This window comes from unidentified bacterial endosymbiont (assembly GCF_918797525.1).
Lineage (GTDB): Bacteria > Pseudomonadota > Gammaproteobacteria > Enterobacterales > Enterobacteriaceae > Enterobacter.
This window is the reverse complement of sequence record NZ_OU963893.1, coordinates 3,440,784-3,467,279: the sequence shown is the minus strand read 5'-3', so window position 1 is coordinate 3,467,279 and position 26,496 is coordinate 3,440,784. Positions and strand designations below refer to the sequence as shown.

Below are 26,496 nucleotides of genomic sequence, written 5' to 3'. Positions count from 1 at the left end.
TTTACCGGATAAATGATGCAATAGCTGGATTTTTGATGCAGGTGAGCGGAAGTGTGATGGGTATCGTCATATAACAGAAATAAATGGAATGCCGGGCCAGCAGCGGCCCGGCAGGGGATCAATACCCGACTTTATCGATGACAAACTGCTTGCCGCAGTTGCCCGGCCGGGGCTGCGGGGCGAAGGATGTCGCAGAGAGGGGAGCGTTGATGGTGTCGGCTTTAAGTGAAATCTGCATTTCGGTCAGATACGCCGGATTGCCATGGCAGGTGAGTTTGAACGCTTTGACGCTCTGTTTGCCAAAGCTTTCGGCAACCGCGCTGTCAAAATCCCGGCGGCTAACGGTTTTACCGTAATTATCCGCCAGCAATTTACCCACCGCGCTACGTTTTACCTCCTGATTCATCCGCACCATGGTGCCGAAGTAAGCATCAGGATCAAATCCAAAGCAGACGGCATGTTTGGCATATTCATAGCGATCGAGGCAGGAATTCCCGCCTGCGCCGGGCATAACGCTGTTCAGCCTGGCGGCACCGGACAGAGAGAGCCCGGTTTCGGCTGCAGAGCATTTACGGCTGGCTTTCGCTTCCGGCATATTGGGGATTGGCCGCGTGGCGCAGCCGAAGCGCATCCAACGGCGTTCATCTACGCCACGGGCGGCGACTGATTTTGGCAGCCCTGGCCATAGCCCGTGAACGGTCAGAAAATCCGTTTTGTTGTTACTCTCTTTTTGCAAACGACACTCGTCGGGTTCGTTGCGGTTACGCTCGACCATGCTCTGGCAAAAACCGGTCTGCCAGGAGAGGGCCAGCACGTAGCGATCGAAATCGCCATATTGCGTAGCCTTAAGAGCGTCTGCCTGTGCGGCGAATACAAAGAGTGCAAGCGCCATCGCGCCAGATGGAATAACGATATCCTTCCTGAACATTTGATTTCCCGATCGACTGAATAGGATAAATTTCTGGACGATAGTAAAGCACAGAAAGCGCCTGCAGGCGCTTTCCTGATAGCATTAATTTCACTCAGGCCGCGCCGGGAACCAGCACTTCCGTAGCGATAATCACAATGACGAGCCCAACCAGAACGGGGACGGAGGTACGTTTAACCACTTCAAACGGCGAGATTTTTGCCATCCCGGCGACCGCAACCACCACGCCGGAGACCGGAGAAATGGTACGACCAAGGTTTGATGCCTGCAGCATCGGAATGGACAGGTAAGCCGGGTTAATCCCCGATGAGTGAGCCAGTTTAGGGATCATCTCAACGAAAGCGTAGAACGGTGCGTTACCGGATCCGGTGGTCATGGCCGCCAGCATGGTCAGTATCACCAGAACCAGCATCAGGATAATACTGGCGGAGCCGAAGGAGGTTGCGATTGAAATCAGGCTCTGGATAAAGCCGATGGTGCTCAGGCCCTGGGCAAAGACGCCCGCCGCAACCAGCAGCATCACCACGCTGGCAAAGGCATCCGCCATGCCGCGATAGGCCACTTCCAGCCCGGAGAATACCTTCTGGGTGTTGAAGCCGCGCACAAACTCCAGAATAGCCGTCAGCAGCATACAAATCACCAGGATCGTGATGATGTGCAGCTGCGGACCCCATTTGCCGTCAAAGATAAGCACGCCAAGGATAGGGGTGAACGGCAGAATGGAATAGGACGACGGCGCGGTGGTAGTGATTTCACTTACGTCCATCATCTCGTGGCTGATGTTCTCTTTATTGTCCAGATAGCGCTGCCAGAAGAAGTGGGCGATGCCCATGCCCACTATAGCCATGATGGAGATAGGCAGTGTGGTTTTAAAGGCAAAATCGATCAGCGACATTTCTGCGGCCTTGGCTGCCAGTACAACGTCACCGGAGGTAGGCGAAAGAATAATTGCTGCCGGAGACGCACAGATGGCCGCCGCAGCCCCACGGCTAATGCCCACGTTAACCATAACCGGGAACAGGGTCGCCATTAACAGTACGCCGAGGCCCGTTGCCGACGAAACGGCCAGAGACATCAGACAGGCGAGGAAGTAGGCTGCAACCATCAGGAGATAAGGGGAGTTAATATATTGCAGAGGTTTAGATGCCAGCTTAACAACCATATCGTTGGCGCCGATGTGGGTCATATAGGCCGCGAAACCGCACAACATCATGATCATCATGCCGAGGTCACCGCCGCGGCTCATTAGCAGAATCTTAATGTACTCAACGATGTCGGTGGCGGTATAGCCAGTGCTGGTTTCGCTGGCAGGCAATACCTGGTGGCCCATTAGCGCACTAATAATGAGTAGCGTCAGACCGCCGACGAATAACACTCCCGTGGCGGAATACCCTTTTATGATGTAGCGTGCTACACCGACGATGACGACGACTCCGATAAGGAGTTCGATAAACGTAAGCATGATTTCCCCTGTAACCTTGCTGCCCGAGAGCACAAAAAGCAATAAAAAAGAAGGGTGAGAATGTGCCTAATTAATGGTCAGTCCTTGCTGATTAAAATCAATAAATAGACGACTAAAATTGATGCCAACGATATTTTGCCATTGAGAGGGCAATGATGTCCTGTCGAAGTTGACGGGCTAAAAAACAGTATATGTTATTTTAATGGTAATGAATTGTTGATTTTTGGTTTGTCAAACGCCTTCGCAGGAAAAGAAGGCATGGTATTACCATGGTTATTGGCTGGCGCCTGGCTTCACACTGCTTATTCAGACTCGCAGAGATTATCTTCTCGGATAATTCCCGGAAAGTAGCTGATTAATTAGGAGAAACGCTGATGCCGTTAAGCATTCATTCAAGTATTTTCGCGTAAACTTTGCCTTGAATACAAAGAATGGTAATTGCATTGTGATGGTACGTAATAAATTTGGTCTGATTTTAGTGTTTATTTTTGGGCAGTTAATGTTCTCTTCTGCTGCACGAGCTGGGGACAGCGCGGCGAATAAAGGATGGTTCTCAACCTTTACCGATAATGTCGCGCAAACCTGGAAGGAGCCTGAACATTACGACCTCTATATTCCTGCGATTACGTGGCACGCCCGTTTTGCCTATGATAAAGAAAAAACCGACCGCTACAACGAGCGTCCATGGGGGGCGGGTTTTGGTCAATCCCGTTGGGATGACAAAGGGAACTGGCACGGCCTCTATCTGATGGCCTTCAAAGACTCTTACAACAAGTGGGAGCCTATTGGCGGTTACGGTTGGGAGAAAACCTGGCGTCCGCTAGCCGACGATAACTTCCGTGTGGGGTTGGGTTACACGGCGGGCTTCACTGCGCGAGACAACTGGAAGTACATTCCGGTTCCGGTGCTGCTGCCGTTGGCTTCAGTTGGCTATGGCCCGGCAACGTTCCAGATGACCTACATTCCAGGAACCTACAATAACGGTAACGTTTACTTCGCCTGGATGCGCTTTCAGTTTTAACTGCAAAGGCATTGTCTTCTGGCGATAAAATGTACAGCGGCGCGATCGTCAAGGATAAAAATCCATTGGCAAAAATTAACGCGACTTTTGTCACTTTTTATCAAAGAACCGCTGGACAAAAGGTCCCGCAATTGGTGTACTGATACCGACACAGCATTTGTGTCGTTTTTTAATGTAAAGGTAATTTTGATGTCTAAGATTAAAGGTAACGTTAAGTGGTTTAATGAGTCCAAAGGATTCGGTTTCATTACTCCTGAAGATGGCAGCAAAGACGTGTTCGTACACTTCTCTGCAATCCAGACCAATGGTTTCAAAACCCTGGCTGAAGGTCAGCGCGTTGAGTTTGAAATCACTAACGGTGCCAAAGGCCCTTCTGCTGCTAACGTAACCGCTCTGTAATTCAGGCGCGTCAGCAAGAATTTCAAAACCCGCTCACTGAGCGGGTTTTTTTGACCTTAATCAGCTTAGCAGATATATTTTCAGAAAACTGGCGATAATCAGTACGCTTAATAGCACCATCCCCGCGTTCATCAAACTCTCTTTCATTCTGTCACCCTCATTCAGTATTGCCTTCAGCGTGACAGAGAAAAATTAAGCCAACATTAACGCCTGCTCGTCATTGGGCGCTGGCTGAAGAAAATAGCCAAAATGCGATCCCCGTCATCATAAACGAGCCGAACAAATTTAACGCAACGTTGATAAACGCCCAGCCGATACGGCCCTCCTGAAGCAGAAAAACGACCTCAGCCGAAAAGGTTGAAAAGGTGGTTAAGCCGCCGCAGAATCCCGTGGTGATCAGGAGTTTCCACATAGGGTCGATATGGGGCATGCGATTAAACCAGGCCAGACCCATGCCTATAATAAAAGCACCCGTTAAGTTTGCTGCCAGCGTTCCCAGGGGGATCGCCTGGTGCAAAGGGTTAAACCGCATACTCAAGAGCCACCGCGCAACGCTACCCGTGCCTCCACCGATAAAAACGGCTAAAAGTAGTTGTATCACGCTAAATACCTGCTATCTGATGTGTATAACCGTTGAGTGTAACGCTGTTTTTGTTGAGGGGACAAATATGTATGTTGCGATAGGTCAGTTTGCGGTGACGCCCGAATGGCAGGTGAATGCCCGTAAATGCATCGCCCTGATGGCCGAGGCCCGGCAGAAGGGCGCATCGTTGCTGGTCCTGCCGGAGGCCTTACTGGCGCGGGATGACAACAATCCCACACTCCCGGTAACGTCTGCACAGCCGCTGGACGGGGCCTTTTTAGGTATGCTTTGCCAGGAGAGCCGCGGGAATTCCATGACCACCGTTCTGACCGTCCACGTTCCTTCTGCGCCCGGACGGGCGACAAACACGCTGGTGGTCTTGCGCAAGGGCGTCATTATCGCCCACTATGCGAAGCTTCATCTCTATGATGCGTTCAGCATTCAGGAGTCCAGGCGCGTCGACCCTGGAAATAGCGTCCCTGCGCTTGTGAATGTGGAGGGTTTTAAGGTCGGCCTGATGACCTGCTACGATCTGCGTTTTCCGGAACTGGCGCTTAGCCTGGCGCTGCAGGGGGCGGATGTACTGGTATTACCCGCCGCCTGGGTGAAAGGGCCGTTAAAAGAGCATCACTGGACGACGCTATTGTCAGCACGCGCGCTGGACACTACCTGTTATCTGTTGGCGGCAGGGGAGTGTGGCACTAAAAATATCGGGCAGAGCAGAGTGGTTGACCCGCTTGGCGTGACCATTGCGGCGGCGGCGGAAGCTCCGGCTCTGTTGATGGCGGAGATCGATTCAGAGAGGATCACGCTCGCGCGTCAGCAATTGCCTGTTTTGCGCAACCGCCGATTTGCGCCACCGCAATTGTTGTGATGTTTTTTTCAACAATGCTTGATTCACCTTGTTACAGATTGCTATTGTGTGCACGCGTCAAATGACCGTTAATACGATCGGATTTTTGGCGCTGAATGCAGCCTGTTTATGTAAAGAAGGTATCTATGGGTGAGATTAGTATTACCAAACTGCTGGTGGTTGCCGCACTGGTCGTCCTGCTGTTTGGTACGAAGAAGTTACGCACGCTGGGCGGTGACCTGGGTGCCGCCATTAAAGGCTTTAAGAAAGCGATGAATGATGATGACGCGGCTGCGAAGAAAGGCGCCGAAGATGTCGTTCCTGCCGAGAAGCTTTCGCACAAAGAGTAACGGCAATACCTGCGGGCGTGCGAAAAAAACCGGCTCAGGAAGCCGGTTTTTTTGTATATCTGTAAATGAATATTACAGCATCATTTCACTTCTTCGCCTTTCGCCTGCATGTCGGCATGGTAGGAAGAGCGAACAAATGGACCGCAAGCAGCGTGGGTGAAGCCCATTGCCATCGCTTCGGCTTTCATCTCATCGAACTCATCCGGGCTCACATAGCGTTGCACCGGCAGGTGGTGGCGGCTAGGCTGCAGATACTGCCCGAGCGTTAGCATAGTCACACCGTGGCGGCGCAGGTCGCGCATTACTTCAATGATTTCGGCATTCGTTTCACCAAGACCCACCATCAAGCCAGACTTGGTAGGAATATGCGGATGGGCTTCTTTAAAGCGCTCCAGCAGTTTCAGCGACCAGTTATAGTCAGCACCCGGGCGCACCTGACGATAAACGCGCGGCACGTTTTCCAGATTGTGGTTAAACACATCCGGCGGCGTAGCGGTGAGAATGTCCAGAGCGCGGTCCATACGGCCACGGAAGTCTGGAACCAGCGTCTCAATCTTAATGGCAGGGCTTTTCTCGCGAATGGCGGTAATGCAGTCTGCGAAGTGTTGAGCGCCGCCATCACGCAGGTCATCGCGGTCAACGGAGGTGATAACCACATAACGCAGCCCCATATCGGCAATCGTCTGCGCCAGTTTTTGCGGCTCGTTTGCGTCTGGCGCGATCGGCCGACCATGTGCCACGTCGCAGAACGGGCAGCGGCGGGTGCAAATGGCGCCCAGAATCATAAAGGTGGCGGTGCCGTGGTTGAAACATTCAGCAAGGTTCGGACAAGAGGCTTCTTCACAAACGGAGTGAAGACCATTCTTGCGCATCGCTGCTTTGATCCCCTGGATACGCGAAGAGTCTGCCGGAAGTTTGATTTTCATCCATTCCGGTTTTCTTAACAGCGCTTCGCGCTCTGTAGCCACGTTTTTAACCGGGATAAGGGCCATTTTATCGGCATCGCGGTATTTTACACCGCGTTCCATCACAATGGGTTTACTCATAGCGTGCGTGTTCCAGTTGCGAATATCGAAGGAAAGCGTTTCAGTTCAAGGGAATATTGTATTTATCAACTATTTTTGAACGAGTGACAGGCAGTATACCATTGAAAGGGGCCTTAAAGCAGCCTGCCAGGTCGCCAATTTGTAAAATAGTTGTTGGTTTGTGCCTTTTGCCCTGCGGTCGGCAGGGCTTGTGCGGAGTCACGACGTCAGAAGGCCTGGCGGATGACGTTGATAACGTTCTCCAGCACCGGATCGCGCAGGCTGAGTTTATTGTAATGCAGTGAAATTTCGATAGATTCAGCATTAAGCTGGCCGAGCGGTATGCTCTGCAGCAGCCAGCATTTGCGCAGCAGAGTGTACAGGCGTGAAGGCATAATGCACAGCATATCGCTACTGCCAATCAGGGATGCAGTGGTAAACATATTGTAACTGCTGAAGCTTATTTGACGCTCCGGGAAGATCTCATCAATACGCTGGCGCAGCGCAGTCTGCGACTGACCTTCAGTCATGAAGGAAGAGTGATCGTAGTTACGCAGATTTTCAATGGTTAATGGCTCACTGAGTGCCGGATGCTGTTGGCGGCAAACCAGCACCAGACTGTCAGCATAAAGAACATTTTGCCCCAGGGCCCTGGCATTAAAGTTGCTGCTGTCAATAATCAGGTCGGTCTGGAACTGAGCAAGCTGTACCTCAGGTTCACTCAGGGGTACATTGCGCAACAAGAGCTGGGGGAGATGCTGTTTTACCGCCTGGAAAATAGCTGGCATCACCAGCACGCCGACAGAAGGGGTGCAACCAATAGTAATCGTCCGCTGTTTATCGTAGCTTCCGGTAAGGTCCAGCGCGCCCAGAATAGATTCCAGCCCCTGGCTGATGTACTCGTGAAGGTGTGTCGCATAGGCGGTCGGGGTCACCCCCTGGCCTTTGCGAATGAATAAGGGATCGGGAAATATTGCGCGTAATTTTTGAATTGACTGGCTTATTGCTGAGGGCGTTAGATTAAGAATTTTCGCAGCGTTAACAATACCCTTGTGGACATATACTGCCTCAAAAATAGTCAATAAATTGAGATCAATATTACGTAAAGTCCGAAAAATTTGCGGCTTGTCTTCGCCACTGGGTTCATTCAGGCGTTTGGCTAGTAAATTATTCGACTCCACGCTTTCACTCCGTATTCATTCACAATATGAATGATAGTTGAATTTATTTATTATGCTTGATGGTTAGGAAAATGAATCATCGTTTTAAAAAATTTCCTGACCATGAACAGCAGTGTCTGCAATGCAGTAATGATGTGCCATCGGGAATGTTATGGCCATAAAATGGCTCTTTCGGCGCGTTTTTAACCTGAAAGCCGTTTTTCAGATGCACTTATCCCGCAGTCTGTTCCTGAAGCCATCGTTTCCGGTCGATTTTATGCTGCCTTTCTGCCACTAACTCCGTGGCGTGCCTCCCGGCCTGAGCGCTGACAAAGCGCAGCCGGGTCCCGCACAGAAGGCATTTGTACGGATCCGTGCGCAGAAATTCTTTCATCAGCGCGGCGAAGCCGGGCTGTTCCGGTTTTTTCCGCGCTTCCATCCCCAGGGCTGCATACACCTTCGGCAGCAAGGTGCCCCGTTTACGGTTAGACAGGAAGCCGTAGTAACGCACCATCTTAAAATGCTTCTCCGGGATATGACTGATATAGCGTCCGATCATCTCCTCCTGGGTCAGCGTCTGCTGCCGGTACTGCTGCGTACGATGGTCGTAATAGTGGTGCACCACCGCGCCGGCGCTGTAGTGCCTGAGCTTCGCCGCCGATACCGGCGGGCGCTTCAGGTAGCGCCCGAGGTATTTGACGCTTCGCCATGCGCCTTTTGTTTTCTTCGCAAAGTGAACCTTCCATCGGCGTCCGTACTGCGCCTGCAGATACCGCTGCCACTGAGTTTTATCGCGGATATGGCCCAGCCCCGGCAGGCTGCCGGGATTAATCAGGTCATAACTGTGGCGCAGCAGCCGGATGACGGCTCCGCGCCAGATTTCCTCCACGGCATGCTTCTTAAAGAAGAGGTCGCGCCATACGCCGTGTTTAATATCAAGCCCGCCGCGGGTAACGGAGAGGTGGATGTGCGGATGCTGGTTAAGTTGTCTGCCGTACGTATGCAGGGCGCAGAAGATACCGACCTCCACGCCCTGTTTGCGGGTCCACCGGAGTATGGCCCGGGTGGCTGCCCGGAACAGTGCATTGAGAAGGGGCCAGTTGCTGTTGAAGAAGGGCCACAGCAGGTGGGGCATGGTGAAGGTGATGTGCTGCCAGTCACAGTCGGGCAGAATATGCTGTTGCTCTGTAATCCACTGTTCCGTGGCTTTATGTCCACACGAGCTGCAGCCTTTTGATTTACAGGTCTGGCAGAAGAAGCGGGAATGTGTACAGTCCGGGGAGGCGCAGCAGTATCGCTTCACCCCCATGGCAGCAGTGCCGCAGGCGAGCATGCGCTCGACACAGAGAACGGTCCACGGGCTGAGGGTGTCACCGTGTTTATCCATATACCTGTTCCAGCCGTCATCAGTGGTGAACAGCAGCTTTGCGGGGCGCGGGATATACATGCGGCGGATTATCGCTCTGCAGTGGCACCGGTATGATAGTGCCAGTCGTCACAGTCATCGGCCCAGTTGTCGGTGTGTTTATCCCACGGTGCGAAGGTCACCGGTAGCATGCCGGATTCTGTGGCGAGAATAAACACATCGGCTGGCATGGACTCAATGACGACATCGCCGTCGGGTGAGTCAGGCGGCTCAAAGCCGCGGATGATACAGACGAGAGGCGGGTCGAAGTGTGTATCGAGGAAAAACTGCGGCCCCAGGTGGACACAGTGACGAATGGCATCCTGCGGTGTGTCGTAAAAAAACTCGTCGGGGTCATCATGGTCGCTTTCCGGGGGCAGGGAGACGAGGAAACGCTTCGGATAATCAGGGCGTGAGAGTCGGGACGAGGGCGTGGGTTTACGCTTTCGGGGGGCTTTGCTGCGGGCCATACCAATGACTTCCTGAGAAAATTAACATGCCGCAGAGTATAAAGCCGGACTCAGGACATGCAAACCATCGGAATCGCGAAGCGATGACGCTCGCCCTGTAAGGGCGCTACGTTCTAGATATTCGTAAAGTGTCACGTGAGTCTCACTTGTTCATCTAAAACAGACAGTTGAGTGATAATCACGCAAGTAACATGAGTTCCGCAGGCGGTACTATCAGGTTGGTGAATAATATGTAACGCTATTATGCAGGCGCTTCGAAAATATAGAATCTATGGATTATTGTAAAGCGTAAAAGTGGGAAATAAACAGTGGCCCGTCAAATAATCGAGCCAGAATGTATGATGTATTAAGTAATGATATATTCGTGCGATGGATTGTTAAGCAGGGCTAAAAACTTGTTCAAAAGTACAGGGCGAATATTAGCAGGCGTAGCTGACTCAACCCATTGGCTCATTTGCGCCATTTCCATTCCGGCATACCCACAGGGATTAATGCGCTGGAAGGGCGAAAGGTCCATATTAATATTCAGCGCCAGACCGTGAAATGAACAGCCTTTACGGATCCGCAGCCCCAGAGAACAGATTTTCATCTCGCCAACATAGACCCCCGGCGCGTCGGCACGAGGATGGGCATCAATGGCAAATTCTGCCAGGGTGTTAACAACGGTTTGCTCGAGCAGGGTGACAAGTTCCCGCACGCCCAGCTTGCGGCGTTTAAGGTTAAGCAGGACGTACATCACCTGCTGCCCGGGCCCATGATAGGTTACCTGCCCGCCGCGGTCGCTCTGAATCACCGGAATATCACCCGTCATCAACAAATGCTCGGCTTTGCCCGCCTGACCCTGAGTAAACACCGGCAGATGCTCAACCAGCCAAATTTCATCAGCGGTGGCGTCAGTGCGGGAATCTGTGAAGTCATGCATAGCCTGCGAGACAGGCTCGTAAGGTTGCAGCCCGAGATGACGGACAAGGATTTTATCCTGATACAAAACAACGTCTCCGAAGACGAGGGATACAAGGTGAAGGGGAGTATATCACAGCGGGTAGGCGGGTTACCCGGCAAACCGGGTAACCCCAGAGGGACTACAGCACCATACGGACAATATCGATATTACCCAGCTCCTCGTACAGCGTCTCAACCTGCTCAATGTGAGTGGCAGTGATGGTTATAGAGACCGAGTGGTAGTTGCCTTTGCTGCTGGGTTTTACCGTTGGGGAGTAGTCGCCTGGCGCATGGCGCTGTACCACTTCAACCACCTGATCAACCAGCTCAGGTAACGCCTGACCCATTACTTTGTAAGTAAATGAAGTCGGGAATTCAAGCAGTTCGTTAAGTTTGGTTTTCATGTCAGCTCCGGCGTAACGTCAAAAAATAATAACTCCCACGTCAGGTGGGAGTTATCAGGATAGCTAGTATATGGGGATCAAAATCACACTTTCAAGTGTTCAATTGTTAGCCAAACCAGTGATGGAACATCAATTTAATGTAATCAATGATTTTGCCGAAGAAATTGCCTTCAGGAATTTCTTGCAGGACGACTAGTGGTCGCTGATCGATGGTTTTACCGTCCAGCTGGAAGTTAATGGTGCCCACAACCTGGTTTTTCTGCAGCGGCGCATGCAGCTCGGTGGTGTTCAGCACGTAGCTGGCTTTGAGATCTTTCATACGGCCGCGAGGAATGGTCAGATACAGGTCTTTATCCACACCCAAAGAAGCACGGTCGTTATCGCCGAACCATACTGGTTCAGAGGCAAATTCTTTGCCCGCTTTCAGGGGGTTGACGGTCTCGAAGAAACGGAAGCCCCAAGTCAGCAGTTTTTTGCTTTCTGTTTCACGGCCTTTGAAGGTTCGGCCACCCATCACGGCCGAGATCAGACGCATCTGACCTTCGGTGGCTGAGGCCACCAGGTTATACCCCGCTTTGTCGGTATGGCCGGTTTTGATGCCGTCAACGTTCAGGCTGTTATCCCACAGCAGACCGTTACGGTTGGTCTGGCGGATCCCATTGAAGGTGAACTCTTTTTCTTTGTAGATGGTGTATTCGTTTGGTACGTCACGGATCAGCGCCTGACCAATCAACGCCATATCGCGCGCAGAGCTATACTGCCCTTCAGCATCCAGACCATGAACGGTCTGGAAGTGGGTGTTTTTCAGGCCCAACGCGCTGACGTAGCTGTTCATCAACCCGACAAACGCATCCTGACTGCCAGCGGCAAAATCTGCCATGGCGACGCAGGCATCGTTACCCGACTGCAGGTTAATACCACGGATCAGCTGCGAAACAGGAACTTGCATACCCGGTTTCAGGAACATCAGGGAAGAACCTTTGAACACCGGGTTACCGGTTGCCCAGGCATCATTGCCGATGGTCACGAGATCGGTTTCTTTGAATTTTCCTGCCTTCATGGCCTGGCCGATGACATAGCTGGTCATCATTTTGGTCAGGCTGGCCGGATCGCGGCGGGCATCGGCATTCTGTTCAGCCAGGACTTTGCCCGAGTTGTAATCGATCAGGATGTAGGATTCCGCATCGATTTGCGGAACGCCAGGGATCATGGTCTTGATATTCAGGTCATCGGCATGCGCTGCACAGAGGGTAGATGCGCAGAGGGCCGTGGTCAGCGCCATGCGCTGCACAAAACGAGCAGAAAAAGTGGTCTTCATGGTCAGAACGACGACATCCGTGATGGTGTTAAAAAAGTGCCTTACTATAGCAAAAGCGATACAGGCAGGCATCCGACTTTAAGCATGAGTTTGTGACTGTATTTTACACAAATTGACAATTCGGATACCGCCGATTAATTATTTTGCAACAGCGATAAACGACTGCAGTTGCGCTTCATGTTGCAAGCGCTGCTGAAGGGCCGTGGCCTGCGATTTGTCAGCAAAAGGCCCCATCTGGATACGCCAGACCGTGCCGTTTTGCACAACACGGCCAGGGACATCAAACTGCTGGGTCAGTCGCTGCTGATACTGCTGCGCACGAGTTTGATCGCTAACCGCGCCCACCTGTACGACAAAACCACCCGCGGAGGCTGCCGGAGCAGAAGCCGCTGTGCCTGATGTTGTCGCCGGTGCCGGCTGAGTGACAGGCGTGGCTACGGGGGCAGGCGTTTCAAGCACGCCTGAGGATAAGGTCGTTGGCGCGCCAAGAAAGCCACTGCTTCTTACCGGCGCGCCCATACTGTCATTGCTTTGCAGCGTATCATTGCTGATAGCGCGAATTTCGCCGCCAGGCTGAGCGGGCACGGGCGCAGAAGAGACGCTTCCCATTCCACCGTCCAGATTCGGACGGTCGGGAAGGGCATAAGTCTGTTTCGCTACTGTTGTACAGACTGTACCCGGGCCAGAAAGCGAACCATCCTGCGCCACGATAATCGGGTCTACACGGACTTTAGTATTATTTGAGGTATTCAGGCGGTCAGCGGAGGCGCGGGAGAGCGAAATCACCCGATCGTTACCGTACGGACCACGATCGTTGATGCGCACTACGATCATTCGTCCATTCGCCAGGTTTGTAATACGGGCGTAGCTCGGGATGGGCAGCGTCGGGTGTGCCGCAGTTAGCTGAGTCGGGTCGAATGTTTCGCCCGACGCCGTCAGGTTACTGCCGGGCTCAGCATCATAAATGGCGGCAAAACCTGCCTGGCTGAAGCGGGAAGGATCCTGAACGATTTTATAGTTTTTGCCATCGCGCGCATAATCCTGATTCGCCGTTGCATTCAGAGGTTCATAAACCGGCTCGGCACCGCTAATTTCCACCATCGGGCCATTACAGACCGCAGGCTGCGGCGGCGCGACGGTTGCCTGTTGCTGACCATCATCACTCGTACAGGCTGCAAGTAAACTTGCTGCGATGCAGATCCCCAGCCACTGCTTACGCATTGCGATCCCCTTATTTTTATACGCTTTTGGACAACATTTTTCTGTGGGTGTGGATCGACATCACGATACCAAACCCGGCCATCAACACGATCAGTGCCGAGCCTCCGTAACTCACCAGAGGTAGCGGTACGCCTACAACCGGTAGAATACCACTCACCATACCAATATTTACGAAGACATAAACGAATAAAATCAGCATCAACCCGCCCGCCATGACGCGGCCAAAGGTGGTTTGCGCACGTGCAGCAATCCACAGCCCTCTCATGATCAGCAGCACGTAGAGCGCCAGCAGTATTAAGATACCCACCAGCCCCAGCTCTTCCGCCAGTACCGCAAAGATAAAGTCGGTGTGGCGCTCGGGTAAAAACTCCAGCTGCGACTGCGTGCCGTGCAGCCAGCCTTTGCCGCGCAGACCGCCGGAACCAATCGCAATTTTTGACTGAATAATATGATAGCCTGCACCCAGCGGATCGGTTTCTGGATCAAGCAGCATCATCACGCGCTGGCGCTGATAATCGTGCATCAGGAAGAACCAGAGGATAGGGATGAAGGCCGCTACCAGCACCACTGCGATGCCAATCAGACGCCAGCTCAGCCCCGAGAGGAACAGAACAAACAGGCCGGAGAGCGCGATAAGAATCGAGGTGCCGAGATCAGGCTGCGCGGCAACCAGCAGTGTCGGCAGGAAGATTAACACCAGTGCAATGGCGGTATTTTTAAGCGAGGGTGGACAAACGTCGCGATTAATAAAGCGTGCGACCATTAACGGAACTGCAATTTTGGCAATTTCCGAAGGCTGGAAGCGAACAATGCCCAGATCAAGCCAGCGCTGCGCGCCTTTGGAGATCGCACCAAAGGCATCTACCGCCACCAGCAGCACAATACAGAAAATGTAGAGGTAAGGCGCCCAGCCTTCATACACGCGTGGCGGGATTTGCGCCATCACCACCATGACCACCAACCCCATCGCAATCTGGCCGATTTTGCGTTCCATCATGCCGATGTCCTGACCGCTGGCGCTCCAGATAACCAGCGCGCTGTAGACCAGCAGAGCGAGCAGGATGAGCAGCATGGCTGGGTCGATGTGGATTTTATCCCACAGCGATTTTTTGTTTGGATTATCCGTCATAATTATTGATCCTCCGCCGCAGCGGCTGCCGGGTTTTCAGCCGGCAGTTCGGTGTTGTTGTCGCCCAGCATAATGTGGTCGAGGATTTGCCGCATGATCGTACCCACCGCCGGACCTGCGCCGCCGTTCTCGAGGATCATCGCTACCGCAACCTGCGGGTTATCATAAGGGGCAAACGCCGTCATGAGTTTATGGTCGCGCAGACGTTCAGCAATTTTGTGGGCATTGTAGGTTTCATTTGCCTTAAGGCCGAAGACCTGCGCAGTACCCGACTTGGCGGCGATCTTATAAGGTGCGCCAGCAAAATATTTATGTGCGGTGCCGTTCGGGCGGTTTGCTACGCCATACATACCGTCTTTGGCTATTTCCCAGTATCCGGAGTGAATGTCTCCTACCGGAGGTTCATGCGGTTGGTTCCACGGCACTTTTTTGCCGTCTTCAACCGTGCTCTGCAGCAGGTGCGGGACTTTCACTACGCCATCGTTGATGAGGATCATCATCGCTTTACTCATCTGCAGTGGGGTGGCAGTCCAGTAACCCTGGCCGATCCCCACCGGAATGGTATCTCCCTGATACCAGGGCTTTTTGAAGCGTTTCAGTTTCCATTCGCGGGTTGGCATGTTGCCGGAGCGCTCTTCCGACAGGTCAATACCGGTGTAGTGACCGTAACCGAATTTGCTCATCCACTCTGAAAGGCGGTCTATGCCCATGTCATAGGCGACCTGGTAGAAGAAGGTGTCCGCCGATTCTTCCAGCGATTTGGTGACGTTCAGGTGGCCGTGGCCCCATTTTTTCCAGTCGCGGTAGCGCTTTTCTGAACCTGGCAGTTGCCACCAGCCTGGGTCAAACAGGCTGGTATTGCGGTTGATCACCCCTGCGCTCAGTGCCGAAACGGCCACGTACGGTTTCACCGTCGATGCCGGAGGATAAACCCCTTGTGTAGCACGGTTTATGAGCGGTGTGTTAGGGTCATTGAGCAGCCCGGAATAGTCCTTGCTGGAGATGCCGTCGACGAAAAGGTTAGGATCGTAACTTGGCATGGAAACCATGGCCAGAACTCCGCCGGTACGCGGATCAGTGACGATAACGGCGGCACGGCTGCCTGCCAGTAGCGTTTCGATATACTGCTGCAGCTTGAGATCCAGCGTCAGATAAACGTCATGTCCCGCCTGCGGCGGAACCTCTTTCAACTGACGGATCACGCGGCCACGGTTGTTAACTTCTACCTCTTCATAGCCGGTCTGGCCGTGCAGAACATCTTCATAATAGCGTTCGATACCCAATTTACCGATATCGTGCGTGGCGGCGTAGTTGGCGAGTTTGCCGTCTTTATCAAGACGCTCAACGTCTTTATCGTTTATTTTGGACACGTAGCCAATCACGTGGGTCAGCGCCGAGCCGAAAGGATAATAGCGGCGTTTATAACCTTTGACTTCCACTCCCGGGAAACGATACTGATTCAGGGCAAAGCGGGCGACCTGGACTTCTGTCAGGTTCGTTTTGACCAGAATAGAGGTAAAGCGATGCGAACGAGCACGCTCTTTTTTGAACGCGGCAATGTCATCGTCGTTAAGATCAACAACGCCTTTTAGCGCGTCAAGCGTATCCTGCACGCTATCGACCTTTTCCGGCATCATCTCGATCTGGTAGATGGTGCGATTTAACGCCAGCGGCGTACCGTTGCGGTCATAAATAATGCCGCGGCTGGGCGCGATGGGCACCAGCTTAATGCGGTTCTCGTTTGAACGCGTCTGGTAATCGGTATAGCGAACAATTTGTAAATTATAGAGGTTGGCGATCAGCACACCAGTCAGCAGCAAAATCCCCGTAAAGGCGACCACCGCCCGGCGCACAAACAGCGCGGACTCAGCCGTATAGTCGCGAAAAGAATTCTGTAGTTTCATCCGCTGCTTAATCTACCCTGGTCAGTCACTACTCGCGGTGATATGGGTGGTTGGTAGTAATGCTCCACGCGCGATACAGGCTTTCTGCCACCAGTACCCGAACGAGCGGGTGGGGCAGCGTCAGCGCGGAGAGAGACCAACTTTGTTCTGCTGCCGCTTTGCAGGCAGGGGATAACCCCTCTGGCCCGCCAATCAACAGACTGACGTCACGGCCATCCTGCTTCCAGCGTTCCAGTTCCTGCGCCAGCTGCGGCGTATCCCAGGGCTTGCCTGGAATATCGAGGGTGACGATGCGGTTTTTGCCTGCGGCAGCCAGCATCAATTCTCCCTCTTTATCGAGAATGCGTTTGATATCGGCGTTTTTGCCGCGCTTCCCGGCTGGGATCTCCACCAGTTCGAACGGCATATCTTTAGGAAAACGACGCAGATACTCAGTAAAACCGGTTTGTACCCAGTCCGGCATTTTGGTGCCGACGGCGACCAGCTGCAACTTCACGCATTAACCCCAGAGTTTTTCCAGCTCATACAGGCGACGGCTCTCTTCCTGCAGGACATGAACAATGACATCGCCGAGATCGACAACCACCCAGTCAGCGGTGGCTTCGCCTTCAACGCCAAGCGGCAACAGCCCCGCGGTGCGCGATTCCTGAACCACATGGTTAGCAATCGAAACAACATGGCGAGTAGATGTACCGGTGCAAATAATCATGCAATCGGTGATGCTGGATTTACCCTTTACGTCGATAGCGATGATGTCCTGACCTTTCAGATCATCAATTTTGTCGATAACAAAATCCTGGAGTGCTTTACCCTGCAAGTTTTCCCCCTGGGGTGAATAAGATGGTGCAACTATGAGTTCGTGGCCAGACAGTATACCTGAACTGACGCCAGTGTCGGGACAAATGTCTCCGGCCAGGCTTTTGAAGGCGGGTATCATCCCACCCTCCGCCGGAGATTGCATCGCCATTTTTGTAAAACAATTTCTGTAAAGCGATGAGCGGCAGGAAAGTCTGGCAGCGGAGGATAACAGTATGGCTTACCCTGTCAAGGCAGGATAATCAATACGCGGCTTTTTCGCTCAGCCCTGCTATGCGTCTGCGCTTTTCTGATACAACCCGTTGGCGTTGATATACGCCAGGACCGCCTGAGGTAGCAGATCGTCACAGGCTAAACCCTGCTGGAGACGTTCGCGGATGAGCGTCGCAGAAATATCAAACCATGGCGTTTCGGCCAGATAAATCTTCCCGGCAGGCTGGCTGTGTAAATCTTCTACATTATCCGTCAGGTGGTTTTCAAGCCACTGCTGATACTGCGCGTCGCGCATGGTCAGCGGATAGCCCGGACGGCGGCAGACCAGAAGATGGCTGTTCTGCAGAATCGTTTCGTACTGATGCCAGGTGGGAAAGTTGAGCAATGAATCCTGGCCAATAATAAAGGCCAGCGGCTGGTGTAGTCCTTGTTCTGCTCGCCACTCCAGCAGCGTTTGTGAAGTCCAGGAGGGCGTGTCGCGACGCAGTTCACGCTCATCAAGGGTAAACAGGGGCTTATCTGCAATCGCCAGCGCGAGCATCTCTTTACGCTGCACGCTGGTCGCTTCGGGCTGCGGACGGTGCGGCGGGACGTTATTGGGCATAATGGTGACGCGCTGCAAGCCAATCAAATTGGCCAGAATTTCCACCGGCTTCAGATGCCCGTAATGAACCGGGTCAAAGGTACCACCGTACAGGGCCTGTAGAGATTGCATACTATCCATCAATAAATACGTCAGCCAGCGCTTTATGGCAGAGCAGGAGAGAGAGGCTTTCCAGCTCCGCCCAGACTGACTGACCGTAATCCTGTTTTAACGTGAGCTCGGCGCGCATCAGAAGCTGGACCGCCTGGCGCAGTTGTTCGTGGCTCAGGCGGCTGATGGCCTCAGCGGTCATCGCCCGGCGGTTCTGCCACACGCGATGCTTATCGAACAACGAACGCAGTGGCGTATGCGCCGACTGGCGCTTAAGCGTAAGGAGCAGCATCAGCTCACGCTGGAGCGTGCGCAGCAAGATAACCGGCTCGCTGCCTTCCAGCCGCAGTTGCTGCAAAATATGCAGGGCACGCTTGCTCTTTGCGGATAACAACGCATCCACCCAGTGGAAAGGGGTAAAGTGCGCGGCATCGTTAACCGCCTGTTCGACACGCGGTAAGGTCAGCTTGCCATCCGGCCACAGCAAAGAGAGCCTGTCCAGCGCCTGAGCCAGGGCCAGCAGGTTGCCTTCGTAGCAGTAGCAAAGCAGTTGACTTGCCGCCTCATCCAACTGGAGATTGTGCTGTCTGGCTCTCGCCGCAACCCATTTGGGCAGATGAGCCTGTTCAGGTGTCTGACAGGTGACCTGCACAGCGTTAGCCGCAAGTTGCTTAACCCATGCGGCATTTTCCTGTGCTTTCGTCAGCTTATTGCCGCGGACAATCAGCAGCAGATCGCTGTGTAACAGGCTGACCAGGGTGGCCAGCTGTTCATTGATGGTCGCGTTAGAACCGTTGTCCGGGAGCAGGATCTGGATCGTCTGACGTGAGGCAAACAGGCTCATCGCCTGGCAGAGCGAAAAGAGGGCGTTCCAGTCGGTGTTGTTATCCAACTGGACGGTATGGTGTTCATCAAAGCCCTGAGTGGTCGCCGCCTGGCGCACGGCATCAAGGCTTTCCTGCAGCAAGAGCGGATCGTTTCCGAGCAGCAGATACGCCGCGCGCAGCCCTTCATTGAGCTGCGCGCGGAGCTGTTCAGGATACAACCTGATCATCAATTACCCATCGACATCGTAACAGGCGCCGCGTTGGCATCCGGTGTTTCGATGATATCAGAGCCTGCTCGGGTCGACGCTGCGACGCTTGGCAGTTTTCGGATCAGCTGTTCTGCCGCCTTATCGTACATTTCGTTAATGATAATCTGCTCCTCTGCATCTTTTGCCAGAGCCGTTTGCGGGTTATCAAAGAACGAACGATAGACCTTGGTGCTGATTGGATAGATGTCTTTACCAGGGATCAGCACGGCTGCGTTGACCGTCAATACCATCTGATATTCAGCGGTACGGCCGTCCTGGAAGATGGACGCCGTATCTTTCGCCAGGCTCATACCCAGTACGCGAAGAGATGGGATATCCTGGCGCAGCGTGCCTTTCTCGATAATCTCAACGCCATTCAGGCGCAGCTGGTTACGAATTGCCCGGCTGAGTGGGCCATTCGGGTCCGATGAGTCGAAGATCATCGTTTTCATTTCCGCAGGCACTGCCGTGGTATTGCGCAGGTGCCAGCCACAACCAGCGGTGACAAGCACCGCCAGAGATAAGAGTATTGTTGCCAGTTGTCGCACGTTTCCTCCCGCGCTTAGCCAACGACCAGATTGAGGAGTTTACCCGGTACGTAGATCACTTTACGTACGGCAACGCCCTCAAGATATTTCGCAACCAGAGGTTCCTGACCTGCGCGCTCACGAACCTGTTCCTGGGTTGCATCGACAGCCACGGTAATTTTACCGCGCACTTTGCCGTTAACCTGCACCACCACCAGCGTGGTGTTTTCTACCATCGCGGCTTCATCAGCTACTGGCCAAGGCGCGTTGTCGATATCGCCTTCGCCTTTCAGCTCCTGCCACAGGGTGAAGCTGGCGTGCGGCGTGAACGGATTCAGCATGCGAACAACGGCCAGCAGCGCTTCATGCAGTAAAGCACGATCCTGCTCGCCTTCCTGCGGTGCTTTCGCCAGCTTGTTCATCAGTTCCATAATAGCCGCAATTGCGGTATTGAAGGTCTGACGACGACCAATATCATCGGTTACTTTGGCAATAGTTTTATGAACATCACGACGCAGCGCCTGCTGCTCTTCCGTCAGCGCGGTGACGTCCAGTGTCGACGCCTCACCCTGAGAGGTGTGTTCGTAAACCAGTTTCCACACGCGTTTCAGGAAGCGGTTAGCGCCTTCAACGCCGGATTCCTGCCACTCCAGTGTCATGTCTGCCGGGGAGGCAAACATCATGAACAGACGCACGGTATCTGCGCCGTAACGCTCAACCATGACCTGCGGGTCGATGCCGTTGTTTTTAGACTTGGACATCTTGCTCATGCCGGTGTAAACCAGTTCATGACCGTCGGCGTCTTTTGCCTTGACGATGCGGCCCTTCTCGTCGCGCTCGACAATCGCCTCAATCGGAGAAACCCAGTTACGCTCGCCGTTTGCGCCCACGTAATAGAAGGCATCCGCCAGGACCATGCCCTGACACAGCAGCTGTTTTGCTGGCTCATCAGAGTTCACCAGGCCAGCATCGCGCATCAGTTTGTGGAAGAAGCGGAAGTAGAGCAGGTGCATGATGGCGTGTTCGATACCACCGATATAAATGTCAACCGGCAGCCAGTAGTTTGCCGCATCGGAATCCAGCATACCTTCCTGATACTGCGGGCAGGTATAACGCGCGTAATACCAGGAGGACTCCATAAAGGTGTCGAAGGTATCGGTTTCACGCAGCGCAGGCTGGCCGTTCACGGTGGTTTTTGCCCACTCAGGATCGGCTTTGATCGGGCTGGTAATGCCGTCCATGATCACATCTTCCGGCAGGATCACCGGCAGCTGATCTTCAGGCGTTGGCAACACCGTGCCATCTTCAAGAGTCACCATCGGGATTGGCGCACCCCAGTAGCGCTGACGGGAAACGCCCCAGTCGCGCAACCGGTAGTTTACTTTACGTTCACCGACCCCCAGTGAGGCCAGCTTGTCTGCAATGGCGTTGAAACCGTCTTCAAAACTCAGGCCGCTGAACTCACCCGAGTTGAACAGAGTGCCTCTTTCGGTCAGAGCGTGTTCTGACAGGTCTGGTTCAGTGCCATCAGTCGCCAGGATCACAGGCTTGATGTCCAGGCCATATTTAGAGGCAAATTCGTAGTCGCGCTGATCGTGGCCTGGAACGGCCATCACAGCGCCTGTGCCGTACTCCATCAGCACGAAGTTTGCTGCCCAGACGGGAATCGCTTCGCCAGTCAATGGATGCGTCGCATAGAAGCCAGTTGCAACGCCTTTTTTCTCCATCGTTGCCATGTCGGCTTCGGCCACTTTAGTATTACGGCATTCGTCGATGAAGGCGGCAAGCTCAGGATTGTTCTCGGCAGCTTTCTGCGCCAGCGGATGCCCTGCGGCAACGGCCAGGTAGGTCGCGCCCATGAAGGTGTCCGGGCGGGTCGTGTAGACGGTGAGGGGCTGGTCGTAGTGATCAATCTTGAAGGTGATTTCAACGCCTTCAGAACGACCGATCCAGTTACGCTGCATGGTCTTAACGGTATCGGGCCAGTGATCCAGATTATCCAGATCGTTCAGCAGTTCGTCGGCGTAGGCGGTGATTTTGATAAACCACTGTGGGATCTCTTTGCGCTCGACTTTAGTGTCACAACGCCAGCAGCAGCCATCGATGACCTGTTCATTCGCGAGAACGGTCTGGTCGTTCGGACACCAGTTAACAGCGGACGTCTTTTTATAGACCAGCCCTTTTTTGTACAGCTCGGTAAAGAATTTCTGCTCCCAACGGTAGTACTCCGGGGTGCAGGTTGCCAGCTCTCGGCTCCAGTCATAGCCAAAGCCCAGCATTTTCAGCTGGTTTTTCATGTACGCGATGTTGTCGTACGTCCACGGAGCCGGTGCCGTATTGTTTTTCACCGCCGCGCCTTCAGCAGGCAGGCCGAACGCATCCCAGCCTATTGGCTGCAGCACGTTTTTGCCAAGCATCCGCTGGTAGCGGGCAATGACGTCACCGATGGTGTAGTTACGCACGTGGCCCATGTGTAGTCGACCAGAAGGATAGGGAAGCATCGACAGGCAGTAATACTTCTCTTTGCTCTCGTCTTCGGTTACTTCAAAGGTGCGCTTCTCGTCCCAGTATTGCTGGACTTTTGATTCTATCTCTTCCGGGCGGTATTGCTCTTGCATGGCAGCCAGTGGTCCTGTTTTCAATACAGCTACAATTGTAGCCAATGGATGTGGTATCTCAGATCCGCATAGCATAGCCCAAACGCCCGCGTCAAAACAGCCTTTCACGCAAATGCGCCCGGCAGGAATTTATCGGCTCTGTGCTTCACCTGGCAAAGCGGCGTTGAAATAAGGTCTATTATTAGAGAGAGTTACTTACCCAGGAGGCAAAATGATGAACAAGGTTGCTCAATTTTACCGCGAGCTGGTCACAACACTGACGGAACGGCTGCGTAACGGCGAGCGCGATATCGACGCCCTGGTTGAACAGGCTCGTACGCGGGTGACGCAAACGGGTGAGTTAACGCGAACCGAGGTGGAAGAGGTGACGCGCGCGGTGCGCCGCGATCTGGAAGAGTTTGCGCGTAGCTATGAAGAGAGCCAGGACGAGATCGCCGACAGCGTGTTTATGCGGGTGATCAAAGAGAGCCTGTGGCAGGAACTGGCGGATATCACCGATAAAACGCAGCTCGAGTGGCGCGAGGTATTCCAGGATTTAAACCATCACGGCGTATATCATAGCGGCGAAGTCGTTGGGCTGGGCAATCTGGTTTGTGAGAAGTGCCATCACCATATTGCGGTTTATACCCCGGAGGTACTGCCGCTGTGTCCGAAATGCGGACACGACCAGTTCCAGCGCCGCCCGTTTGAGCCATAATAAAAGCAAAACGGCAACCGCGTTGCCGTTTAAAGTGTCTGCGCCCTCTTCCCGTGGGAGAGGGCATCAGGGTGCACGATAATTAGCCAGTCTCTCCGCCAGCAAATCCACAAACGCCTGGCGGTCGATATCCACCATCAGCGTGGTGTTCGGCCTATTACCCGTCAGAGAATAATAATCCACGACCGTCATACCCTGGGTATATTTCCCCTGGGTTTCAACACCCACCCAGCGGTGCACGGTGGTAAACATCTCCGGTTTCAGCAGCCAGGCAATAGTGCAGGGGTCATGCAGCGGCGCGCCCTGGAAGCCCCATTTTTCAGTTTTGTGATACTCCATAAAGAAGTCGAGCAGTTCTGCCACCGTTGTCGCCACCGGATTGCCAATCGCACGAAAACGCGCAATATCCTCCGCCATAATTTGCGCGCGGTGGGTGACATCCAGCCCGGCCATCACAATCGGTATTCCTGACTGGAAGACGATCTCCGCAGCTTCCGGGTCAACAAAGATGTTGAATTCGGCCGCAGGGGTCCAGTTACCCAGCCCCATTGCTCCGCCCATGATGACGATACGGGCGATGTTGCTGTGCAGTTCAGGATGGCTGTTCAGCAGCAGCGCAACGTTGGTCTGCGGGCCGGTAGCCACCAGCGTGACGGGCTCACTGCTTTCACGCACTACCTTCGCCATTAGCTCGACGGCAGTGCAGTTTTGCGGTGCGAAATCTGGCTCCGGCAGCGCCGGGCCATCCAGCCCGCTTTCACCGTGAACGTTATCCGCAATGATCAGTTCGCGCATCAGCGGCTTAATGGCGCCGCCTGCGACCGGAATATGCTGGCGCTTAAGCAGCGTCAGCATGCGCAGTACGTTGCGCAGTGTTTTCTCCGGCGTCTGATTCCCGGCGGACGAGGTGACGGCTTTGACGTCAAGTTCCGGCGAGGCGAGGGCAAGAACGAGCGCGATCGCGTCATCATGACCCGGATCGCAGTCGAGAATTATAGGGTGTGCCATAGCGTTCTCCATTCTTAGCATTATTTTGTGACAAGGTTAACGCTGCGATGTGACGCCGAATAGAAAAAGAGAGCTAAAGCGTGAAGCAGTGCGCAATCCTCAGATTGCGCACTGAAAAGATTAATGCAGGATTTTAGCGAGGAAATCCTTAGCGCGTTCGGATTTCGGATTCGCAAAGAACGCTTCTTTAGGAGAATCTTCAACAATTTTCCCTTCGTCCATGAAGATCACGCGGTTGGCCACTTTACGGGCGAAGCCCATTTCGTGCGTCACCACCATCATGGTCATCCCTTCGTGCGCCAGCTCCACCATTACGTCCAGCACTTCGTTGATCATCTCAGGATCGAGTGCCGAGGTGGGTTCATCGAACAGCATGGCTACCGGATCCATACACAGCGCACGCGCGATTGCTACACGCTGTTGCTGACCACCGGAGAGCTGCGCCGGGAATTTATCCGCATGCGCAGAGAGCCCGACACGTTCCAGTAACTTCAGCCCTTTTTCGCGCGCCGCTTTTTTATCGCGCTTCAGCACTTTCACCTGCGCAAGCGTCAGGTTCTCAATGATCGACAGGTGCGGGAACAGCTCAAAATGCTGGAACACCATCCCAACGTGGGAGCGGAGCTGGGCAAGATTGGTTTTTCTGTCGTTCACCCTGGTGCCGTTAACGACAATTTCACCTTGCTGAACTGGCTCCAGACCATTGACGGTTTTAATCAGCGTGGATTTACCGGAACCGGATGGCCCGCAGACCACCACCACATCGCCTTTTTTCACATCGGTGGAGCAGTCGGTCAGCACCTGAAAGTGCCCATACCATTTTGAAACATTTTTCAGGGAAATCATTATACAGTCCTTTTCTTCAGCCAACTGACCAACAGCGATGCGCTTAAGCTAATCACAAAATAGACGCCACCCGCGAAGAGCACCATCTCGACCTGCGTACCATCACGTTCACCAATAGTGGACGCGGTACGGAAGAAGTCTGCCAGGCTCAACACATACACCAGCGAGGTATCCTGGAACAGTACGATGCCCTGAGTCAGCAGGAGTGGAACCATGGCGCGAAACGCCTGCGGCAGAATAATGAGCTGCATTGATTGCCAGTGCGTCATCCCTAATGCCAGCGCAGCGCTGGACTGCCCGCGGGAGATACTTTGAATACCCGCTCGAATAATCTCTGAGTAGTACGCCGCCTCAAACATCGAGAAAGCGACCATGGCGGAGATAAGTCGAATATCGGCTTTCGGGGACAGCCCCAGTACATTTTGCAGGAAGCCGGGAACAATCAGGTAAAACCACAGCAGTACCATAACCAGTGGAATGGAACGGAAGACGTTAACGTAGGCGGTGGCAAACCAGGCGAAGGGTTTAAAACTCGACAGCCGCATCACCGCCAACAGCGTGCCCCAGACAATACCGATAACGATGGCAATCGCGGTGATTTTGAGGGTGATCACCAGGCCGTTTAACAGGTACGGCATGGAGGGAACGATAGAACTCCAGTCAAATTCGTACATTATTTGCCCCCCATATTGCCCGGCAGGCGAGTTTTGCGTTCAACCAGGTTCATCAGCAGCATGATGATGGTGTTAATCAGAACATAGGCGAGGGTGATCGCGGTGAAGGATTCCCACGCATGGGCGGAGTAATCCAGTAGCTTGCCCGCCTGTGCGGCCATATCCACCAGACCGATCGTAGAGGCGATGGCCGAGTTTTTCACCAGGTTCATCATCTCTGAGGTCATTGGCGGCACGATAACGCGATAGGCGTTGGGCAGCAGCACGTAGCGATAGGCTTGCGGCAGCGTCAGCCCCATCGCCAGCGCGGCATTTTTTTGCCCGCGCGGCAGCGACTGAATGGCGGCACGTACCTGTTCGCAAACGCGCGCGGCGGTGAACAACCCAAGACAGAGCATGGAGGAGACAAAGAATTGAATGTTCGGATCCAGTTCCGCCTTAAACCACATGCCAATATTTTCCGGCAGCAGTTCCGGGACAACCAGATACCAGGTAAAGAACTGCACAATCAGCGGAACGTTACGGAACAGTTCCACATAGAGGGTGCCGAAGGTTGAAAGAAAGCGGTTAGGAACGGTGCGCAGAATACCGAACAGCGAGCCGACAAAAAACGCGATTATCCACGCGGTTATCGATAACGCGACGGTGACCTGAAAGCCGTTCCAGAGCCAGCCTAGATAGGTGGTGTTACCGAACGGGGCTTGTTGCAGAAAGATGCCCCAGTTCCAGTCAATTGACATAATAAACTCCAGAA

Annotated in this window: 28 protein-coding genes; 5 read left to right on the top strand and 23 right to left on the bottom strand. The window is 53.5% G+C overall.

The window, feature by feature from the left end:
- Nucleotides 1–118: 118 nt before the first annotated feature.
- Together rna and dcuC are read right to left on the bottom strand one after the other, a co-directional pair.
- On the bottom strand, nt 119–928 hold the full coding sequence (rna, locus tag NL510_RS16510) for a ribonuclease I (protein WP_253378230.1): 810 nt from the start codon (nt 926–928) through the stop codon (nt 119–121).
- 94 nt (nt 929–1,022) lie between these two features.
- Nucleotides 1,023–2,390: an anaerobic C4-dicarboxylate transporter DcuC gene (gene dcuC / locus NL510_RS16505; RefSeq protein ID WP_253378228.1), complete on the bottom strand. Its 1,368-nt coding sequence runs from the start codon at nt 2,388–2,390 to the stop codon at nt 1,023–1,025.
- Between the two features lie 448 nt (nt 2,391–2,838).
- Between dcuC and pagP the strand changes: the two genes are divergently transcribed.
- Nucleotides 2,839–3,411: a lipid IV(A) palmitoyltransferase PagP gene (gene pagP, locus NL510_RS16500; RefSeq protein ID WP_253384970.1), complete on the top strand. Its 573-nt coding sequence runs from the start codon at nt 2,839–2,841 to the stop codon at nt 3,409–3,411.
- Between the two features lie 189 nt (nt 3,412–3,600).
- Nucleotides 3,601–3,810: a transcription antiterminator/RNA stability regulator CspE gene (gene cspE, locus NL510_RS16495; RefSeq protein ID WP_000034826.1), complete on the top strand. Its 210-nt coding sequence runs from the start codon at nt 3,601–3,603 to the stop codon at nt 3,808–3,810.
- Nucleotides 3,811–4,027: 217 nt separating this feature from the next.
- Here cspE and crcB read toward each other — a convergent pair whose 3' ends face one another.
- On the bottom strand, nt 4,028–4,411 hold the full coding sequence (crcB, locus tag NL510_RS16490; RefSeq protein WP_253378226.1) for a fluoride efflux transporter CrcB: 384 nt from the start codon (nt 4,409–4,411) through the stop codon (nt 4,028–4,030).
- Between the two features lie 67 nt (nt 4,412–4,478).
- On the opposite strand from crcB, the gene NL510_RS16485 reads away from it, so the two are divergent.
- Together NL510_RS16485 and tatE are read left to right on the top strand one after the other, a co-directional pair.
- Nucleotides 4,479–5,267, top strand: a complete 789-nt coding sequence (locus NL510_RS16485; RefSeq protein WP_253378224.1) for a deaminated glutathione amidase — start codon at nt 4,479–4,481, stop codon at nt 5,265–5,267.
- 125 nt (nt 5,268–5,392) lie between these two features.
- Complete coding sequence (tatE, locus tag NL510_RS16480) at nt 5,393–5,596, top strand: twin-arginine translocase subunit TatE (RefSeq protein WP_253378220.1); 204 nt, start codon at nt 5,393–5,395, stop codon at nt 5,594–5,596.
- 80 nt (nt 5,597–5,676) lie between these two features.
- On the opposite strand, the gene lipA is transcribed toward tatE, so the two are convergent.
- From lipA to leuS, 16 genes are all read right to left on the bottom strand, one after another.
- The gene (gene lipA, locus NL510_RS16475; protein WP_253378212.1) at nt 5,677–6,642 is read right to left on the bottom strand and encodes a lipoyl synthase; all 966 of its coding nucleotides are present in this window, start codon (nt 6,640–6,642) and stop codon (nt 5,677–5,679) included.
- A gap of 206 nt (nt 6,643–6,848) precedes the next feature.
- A complete protein-coding gene (locus tag NL510_RS16470) occupies nt 6,849–7,802 on the bottom strand; it encodes a YbeF family transcriptional regulator (protein WP_253378203.1) in 954 nt (317 codons plus the stop codon).
- Between the two features lie 211 nt (nt 7,803–8,013).
- Nucleotides 8,014–9,228, bottom strand: a complete 1,215-nt coding sequence (locus NL510_RS16465) for an IS91 family transposase (RefSeq protein WP_301308567.1) — start codon at nt 9,226–9,228, stop codon at nt 8,014–8,016.
- An 8-nt stretch (nt 9,229–9,236) separates the two neighbouring features.
- On the bottom strand, nt 9,237–9,656 hold the full coding sequence (locus tag NL510_RS16460) for a hypothetical protein (RefSeq protein WP_253378013.1): 420 nt from the start codon (nt 9,654–9,656) through the stop codon (nt 9,237–9,239).
- A gap of 346 nt (nt 9,657–10,002) precedes the next feature.
- Nucleotides 10,003–10,644, bottom strand: coding sequence for a lipoyl(octanoyl) transferase LipB (gene lipB, locus NL510_RS16455; protein WP_253378201.1), 642 nt, complete (start codon nt 10,642–10,644; stop codon nt 10,003–10,005).
- Nucleotides 10,645–10,738: 94 nt separating this feature from the next.
- Nucleotides 10,739–11,002: a DUF493 family protein YbeD gene (gene ybeD / locus NL510_RS16450; protein WP_012016566.1), complete on the bottom strand. Its 264-nt coding sequence runs from the start codon at nt 11,000–11,002 to the stop codon at nt 10,739–10,741.
- Between the two features lie 106 nt (nt 11,003–11,108).
- Complete coding sequence (gene dacA / locus NL510_RS16445) at nt 11,109–12,320, bottom strand: D-alanyl-D-alanine carboxypeptidase DacA (protein WP_253378199.1); 1,212 nt, start codon at nt 12,318–12,320, stop codon at nt 11,109–11,111.
- Nucleotides 12,321–12,458: 138 nt separating this feature from the next.
- Nucleotides 12,459–13,541: an endolytic peptidoglycan transglycosylase RlpA gene (gene rlpA / locus NL510_RS16440; protein ID WP_253378191.1), complete on the bottom strand. Its 1,083-nt coding sequence runs from the start codon at nt 13,539–13,541 to the stop codon at nt 12,459–12,461.
- Between the two features lie 16 nt (nt 13,542–13,557).
- On the bottom strand, nt 13,558–14,670 hold the full coding sequence (gene mrdB, locus NL510_RS16435; protein WP_253378189.1) for a peptidoglycan glycosyltransferase MrdB: 1,113 nt from the start codon (nt 14,668–14,670) through the stop codon (nt 13,558–13,560).
- Between the two features lie 2 nt (nt 14,671–14,672).
- The gene (gene mrdA / locus NL510_RS16430) at nt 14,673–16,574 is read right to left on the bottom strand and encodes a peptidoglycan DD-transpeptidase MrdA (protein ID WP_253378181.1); all 1,902 of its coding nucleotides are present in this window, start codon (nt 16,572–16,574) and stop codon (nt 14,673–14,675) included.
- Between the two features lie 28 nt (nt 16,575–16,602).
- Nucleotides 16,603–17,070 (bottom strand): 23S rRNA (pseudouridine(1915)-N(3))-methyltransferase RlmH, encoded by a 468-nt coding sequence (rlmH, locus tag NL510_RS16425; RefSeq protein WP_023310748.1) that lies wholly within the window; start codon nt 17,068–17,070, stop codon nt 16,603–16,605.
- Between the two features lie 3 nt (nt 17,071–17,073).
- Complete coding sequence (gene rsfS, locus NL510_RS16420; protein WP_253378179.1) at nt 17,074–17,391, bottom strand: ribosome silencing factor; 318 nt, start codon at nt 17,389–17,391, stop codon at nt 17,074–17,076.
- A 270-nt stretch (nt 17,392–17,661) separates the two neighbouring features.
- Nucleotides 17,662–18,327 carry a nicotinate-nucleotide adenylyltransferase gene (nadD, locus tag NL510_RS16415; RefSeq protein WP_253378177.1) on the bottom strand — a complete coding sequence of 222 codons (666 nt, stop codon included), beginning with the start codon at nt 18,325–18,327 and terminating at the stop codon, nt 17,662–17,664.
- Nucleotides 18,320–19,351, bottom strand: a complete 1,032-nt coding sequence (gene holA, locus NL510_RS16410) for a DNA polymerase III subunit delta (protein WP_253378175.1) — start codon at nt 19,349–19,351, stop codon at nt 18,320–18,322. The genes nadD and holA overlap by 8 nt, the downstream gene beginning before the upstream one ends.
- Nucleotides 19,351–19,920, bottom strand: a complete 570-nt coding sequence (gene lptE, locus NL510_RS16405; RefSeq protein WP_253378173.1) for an LPS assembly lipoprotein LptE — start codon at nt 19,918–19,920, stop codon at nt 19,351–19,353. The genes holA and lptE overlap by 1 nt, the downstream gene beginning before the upstream one ends.
- Nucleotides 19,921–19,934: 14 nt before the next feature.
- On the bottom strand, nt 19,935–22,517 hold the full coding sequence (gene leuS / locus NL510_RS16400; protein ID WP_253378171.1) for a leucine--tRNA ligase: 2,583 nt from the start codon (nt 22,515–22,517) through the stop codon (nt 19,935–19,937).
- A 214-nt stretch (nt 22,518–22,731) separates the two neighbouring features.
- On the opposite strand from leuS, the gene NL510_RS16395 reads away from it, so the two are divergent.
- On the top strand, nt 22,732–23,214 hold the full coding sequence (locus NL510_RS16395) for a zinc ribbon-containing protein (protein ID WP_253384968.1): 483 nt from the start codon (nt 22,732–22,734) through the stop codon (nt 23,212–23,214).
- Between the two features lie 66 nt (nt 23,215–23,280).
- On the opposite strand, the gene rihA is transcribed toward NL510_RS16395, so the two are convergent.
- The 4 genes from rihA to NL510_RS16375 all read right to left on the bottom strand — a co-directional run bounded on the left by rihA (nt 23,281) and on the right by NL510_RS16375 (nt 26,482).
- A complete protein-coding gene (gene rihA / locus NL510_RS16390; RefSeq protein WP_253378169.1) occupies nt 23,281–24,222 on the bottom strand; it encodes a pyrimidine-specific ribonucleoside hydrolase RihA in 942 nt (313 codons plus the stop codon).
- Nucleotides 24,223–24,342: 120 nt separating this feature from the next.
- A complete protein-coding gene (locus NL510_RS16385) occupies nt 24,343–25,068 on the bottom strand; it encodes an amino acid ABC transporter ATP-binding protein (RefSeq protein ID WP_253378167.1) in 726 nt (241 codons plus the stop codon).
- The gene (gltK, locus tag NL510_RS16380; RefSeq protein ID WP_253378165.1) at nt 25,068–25,742 is read right to left on the bottom strand and encodes a glutamate/aspartate ABC transporter permease GltK; all 675 of its coding nucleotides are present in this window, start codon (nt 25,740–25,742) and stop codon (nt 25,068–25,070) included. Before gltK ends, NL510_RS16385 begins: the two co-directional genes overlap by 1 nt.
- The gene (locus NL510_RS16375; protein WP_253378163.1) at nt 25,742–26,482 is read right to left on the bottom strand and encodes an amino acid ABC transporter permease; all 741 of its coding nucleotides are present in this window, start codon (nt 26,480–26,482) and stop codon (nt 25,742–25,744) included. The genes gltK and NL510_RS16375 overlap by 1 nt, the downstream gene beginning before the upstream one ends.
- Between the last annotated feature and the right edge of the window lie 14 nt (nt 26,483–26,496).

Excerpts from the sequence above, each read along its gene's own strand:
- dcuC (WP_253378228.1), bottom strand. The coding sequence starts at position 2,390 with ATGCTTACGTTTATCGAACTCCTTATCGGAGTCGTCGTCATCGTCGGT.
- holA (WP_253378175.1), bottom strand. The coding sequence starts at position 19,351 with ATGATCAGGTTGTATCCTGAACAGCTCCGCGCGCAGCTCAATGAAGGG.
- NL510_RS16460 (WP_253378013.1), bottom strand. The coding sequence starts at position 9,656 with ATGGCCCGCAGCAAAGCCCCCCGAAAGCGTAAACCCACGCCCTCGTCC.
- nadD (WP_253378177.1), bottom strand. The coding sequence starts at position 18,327 with ATGGATAGTATGCAATCTCTACAGGCCCTGTACGGTGGTACCTTTGAC.
- NL510_RS16385 (WP_253378167.1), bottom strand. The coding sequence starts at position 25,068 with ATGATTTCCCTGAAAAATGTTTCAAAATGGTATGGGCACTTTCAGGTG.
- rlpA (WP_253378191.1), bottom strand. The coding sequence starts at position 13,541 with ATGCGTAAGCAGTGGCTGGGGATCTGCATCGCAGCAAGTTTACTTGCA.
- dacA (WP_253378199.1), bottom strand. The coding sequence starts at position 12,320 with ATGAAGACCACTTTTTCTGCTCGTTTTGTGCAGCGCATGGCGCTGACC.
- ybeD (WP_012016566.1), bottom strand. The coding sequence starts at position 11,002 with ATGAAAACCAAACTTAACGAACTGCTTGAATTCCCGACTTCATTTACT.
- cspE (WP_000034826.1), top strand. The coding sequence starts at position 3,601 with ATGTCTAAGATTAAAGGTAACGTTAAGTGGTTTAATGAGTCCAAAGGA.
- pagP (WP_253384970.1), top strand. The coding sequence starts at position 2,839 with ATGGTACGTAATAAATTTGGTCTGATTTTAGTGTTTATTTTTGGGCAG.
- mrdA (WP_253378181.1), bottom strand. The coding sequence starts at position 16,574 with ATGAAACTACAGAATTCTTTTCGCGACTATACGGCTGAGTCCGCGCTG.
- NL510_RS16485 (WP_253378224.1), top strand. The coding sequence starts at position 4,479 with ATGTATGTTGCGATAGGTCAGTTTGCGGTGACGCCCGAATGGCAGGTG.
- tatE (WP_253378220.1), top strand. The coding sequence starts at position 5,393 with ATGGGTGAGATTAGTATTACCAAACTGCTGGTGGTTGCCGCACTGGTC.
- gltK (WP_253378165.1), bottom strand. The coding sequence starts at position 25,742 with ATGTACGAATTTGACTGGAGTTCTATCGTTCCCTCCATGCCGTACCTG.
- rna (WP_253378230.1), bottom strand. The coding sequence starts at position 928 with ATGTTCAGGAAGGATATCGTTATTCCATCTGGCGCGATGGCGCTTGCA.
- mrdB (WP_253378189.1), bottom strand. The coding sequence starts at position 14,670 with ATGACGGATAATCCAAACAAAAAATCGCTGTGGGATAAAATCCACATC.
- leuS (WP_253378171.1), bottom strand. The coding sequence starts at position 22,517 with ATGCAAGAGCAATACCGCCCGGAAGAGATAGAATCAAAAGTCCAGCAA.
- rihA (WP_253378169.1), bottom strand. The coding sequence starts at position 24,222 with ATGGCACACCCTATAATTCTCGACTGCGATCCGGGTCATGATGACGCG.
- NL510_RS16375 (WP_253378163.1), bottom strand. The coding sequence starts at position 26,482 with ATGTCAATTGACTGGAACTGGGGCATCTTTCTGCAACAAGCCCCGTTC.
- NL510_RS16465 (WP_301308567.1), bottom strand. The coding sequence starts at position 9,228 with ATGTATATCCCGCGCCCCGCAAAGCTGCTGTTCACCACTGATGACGGC.
- NL510_RS16395 (WP_253384968.1), top strand. The coding sequence starts at position 22,732 with ATGAACAAGGTTGCTCAATTTTACCGCGAGCTGGTCACAACACTGACG.
- lipA (WP_253378212.1), bottom strand. The coding sequence starts at position 6,642 with ATGAGTAAACCCATTGTGATGGAACGCGGTGTAAAATACCGCGATGCC.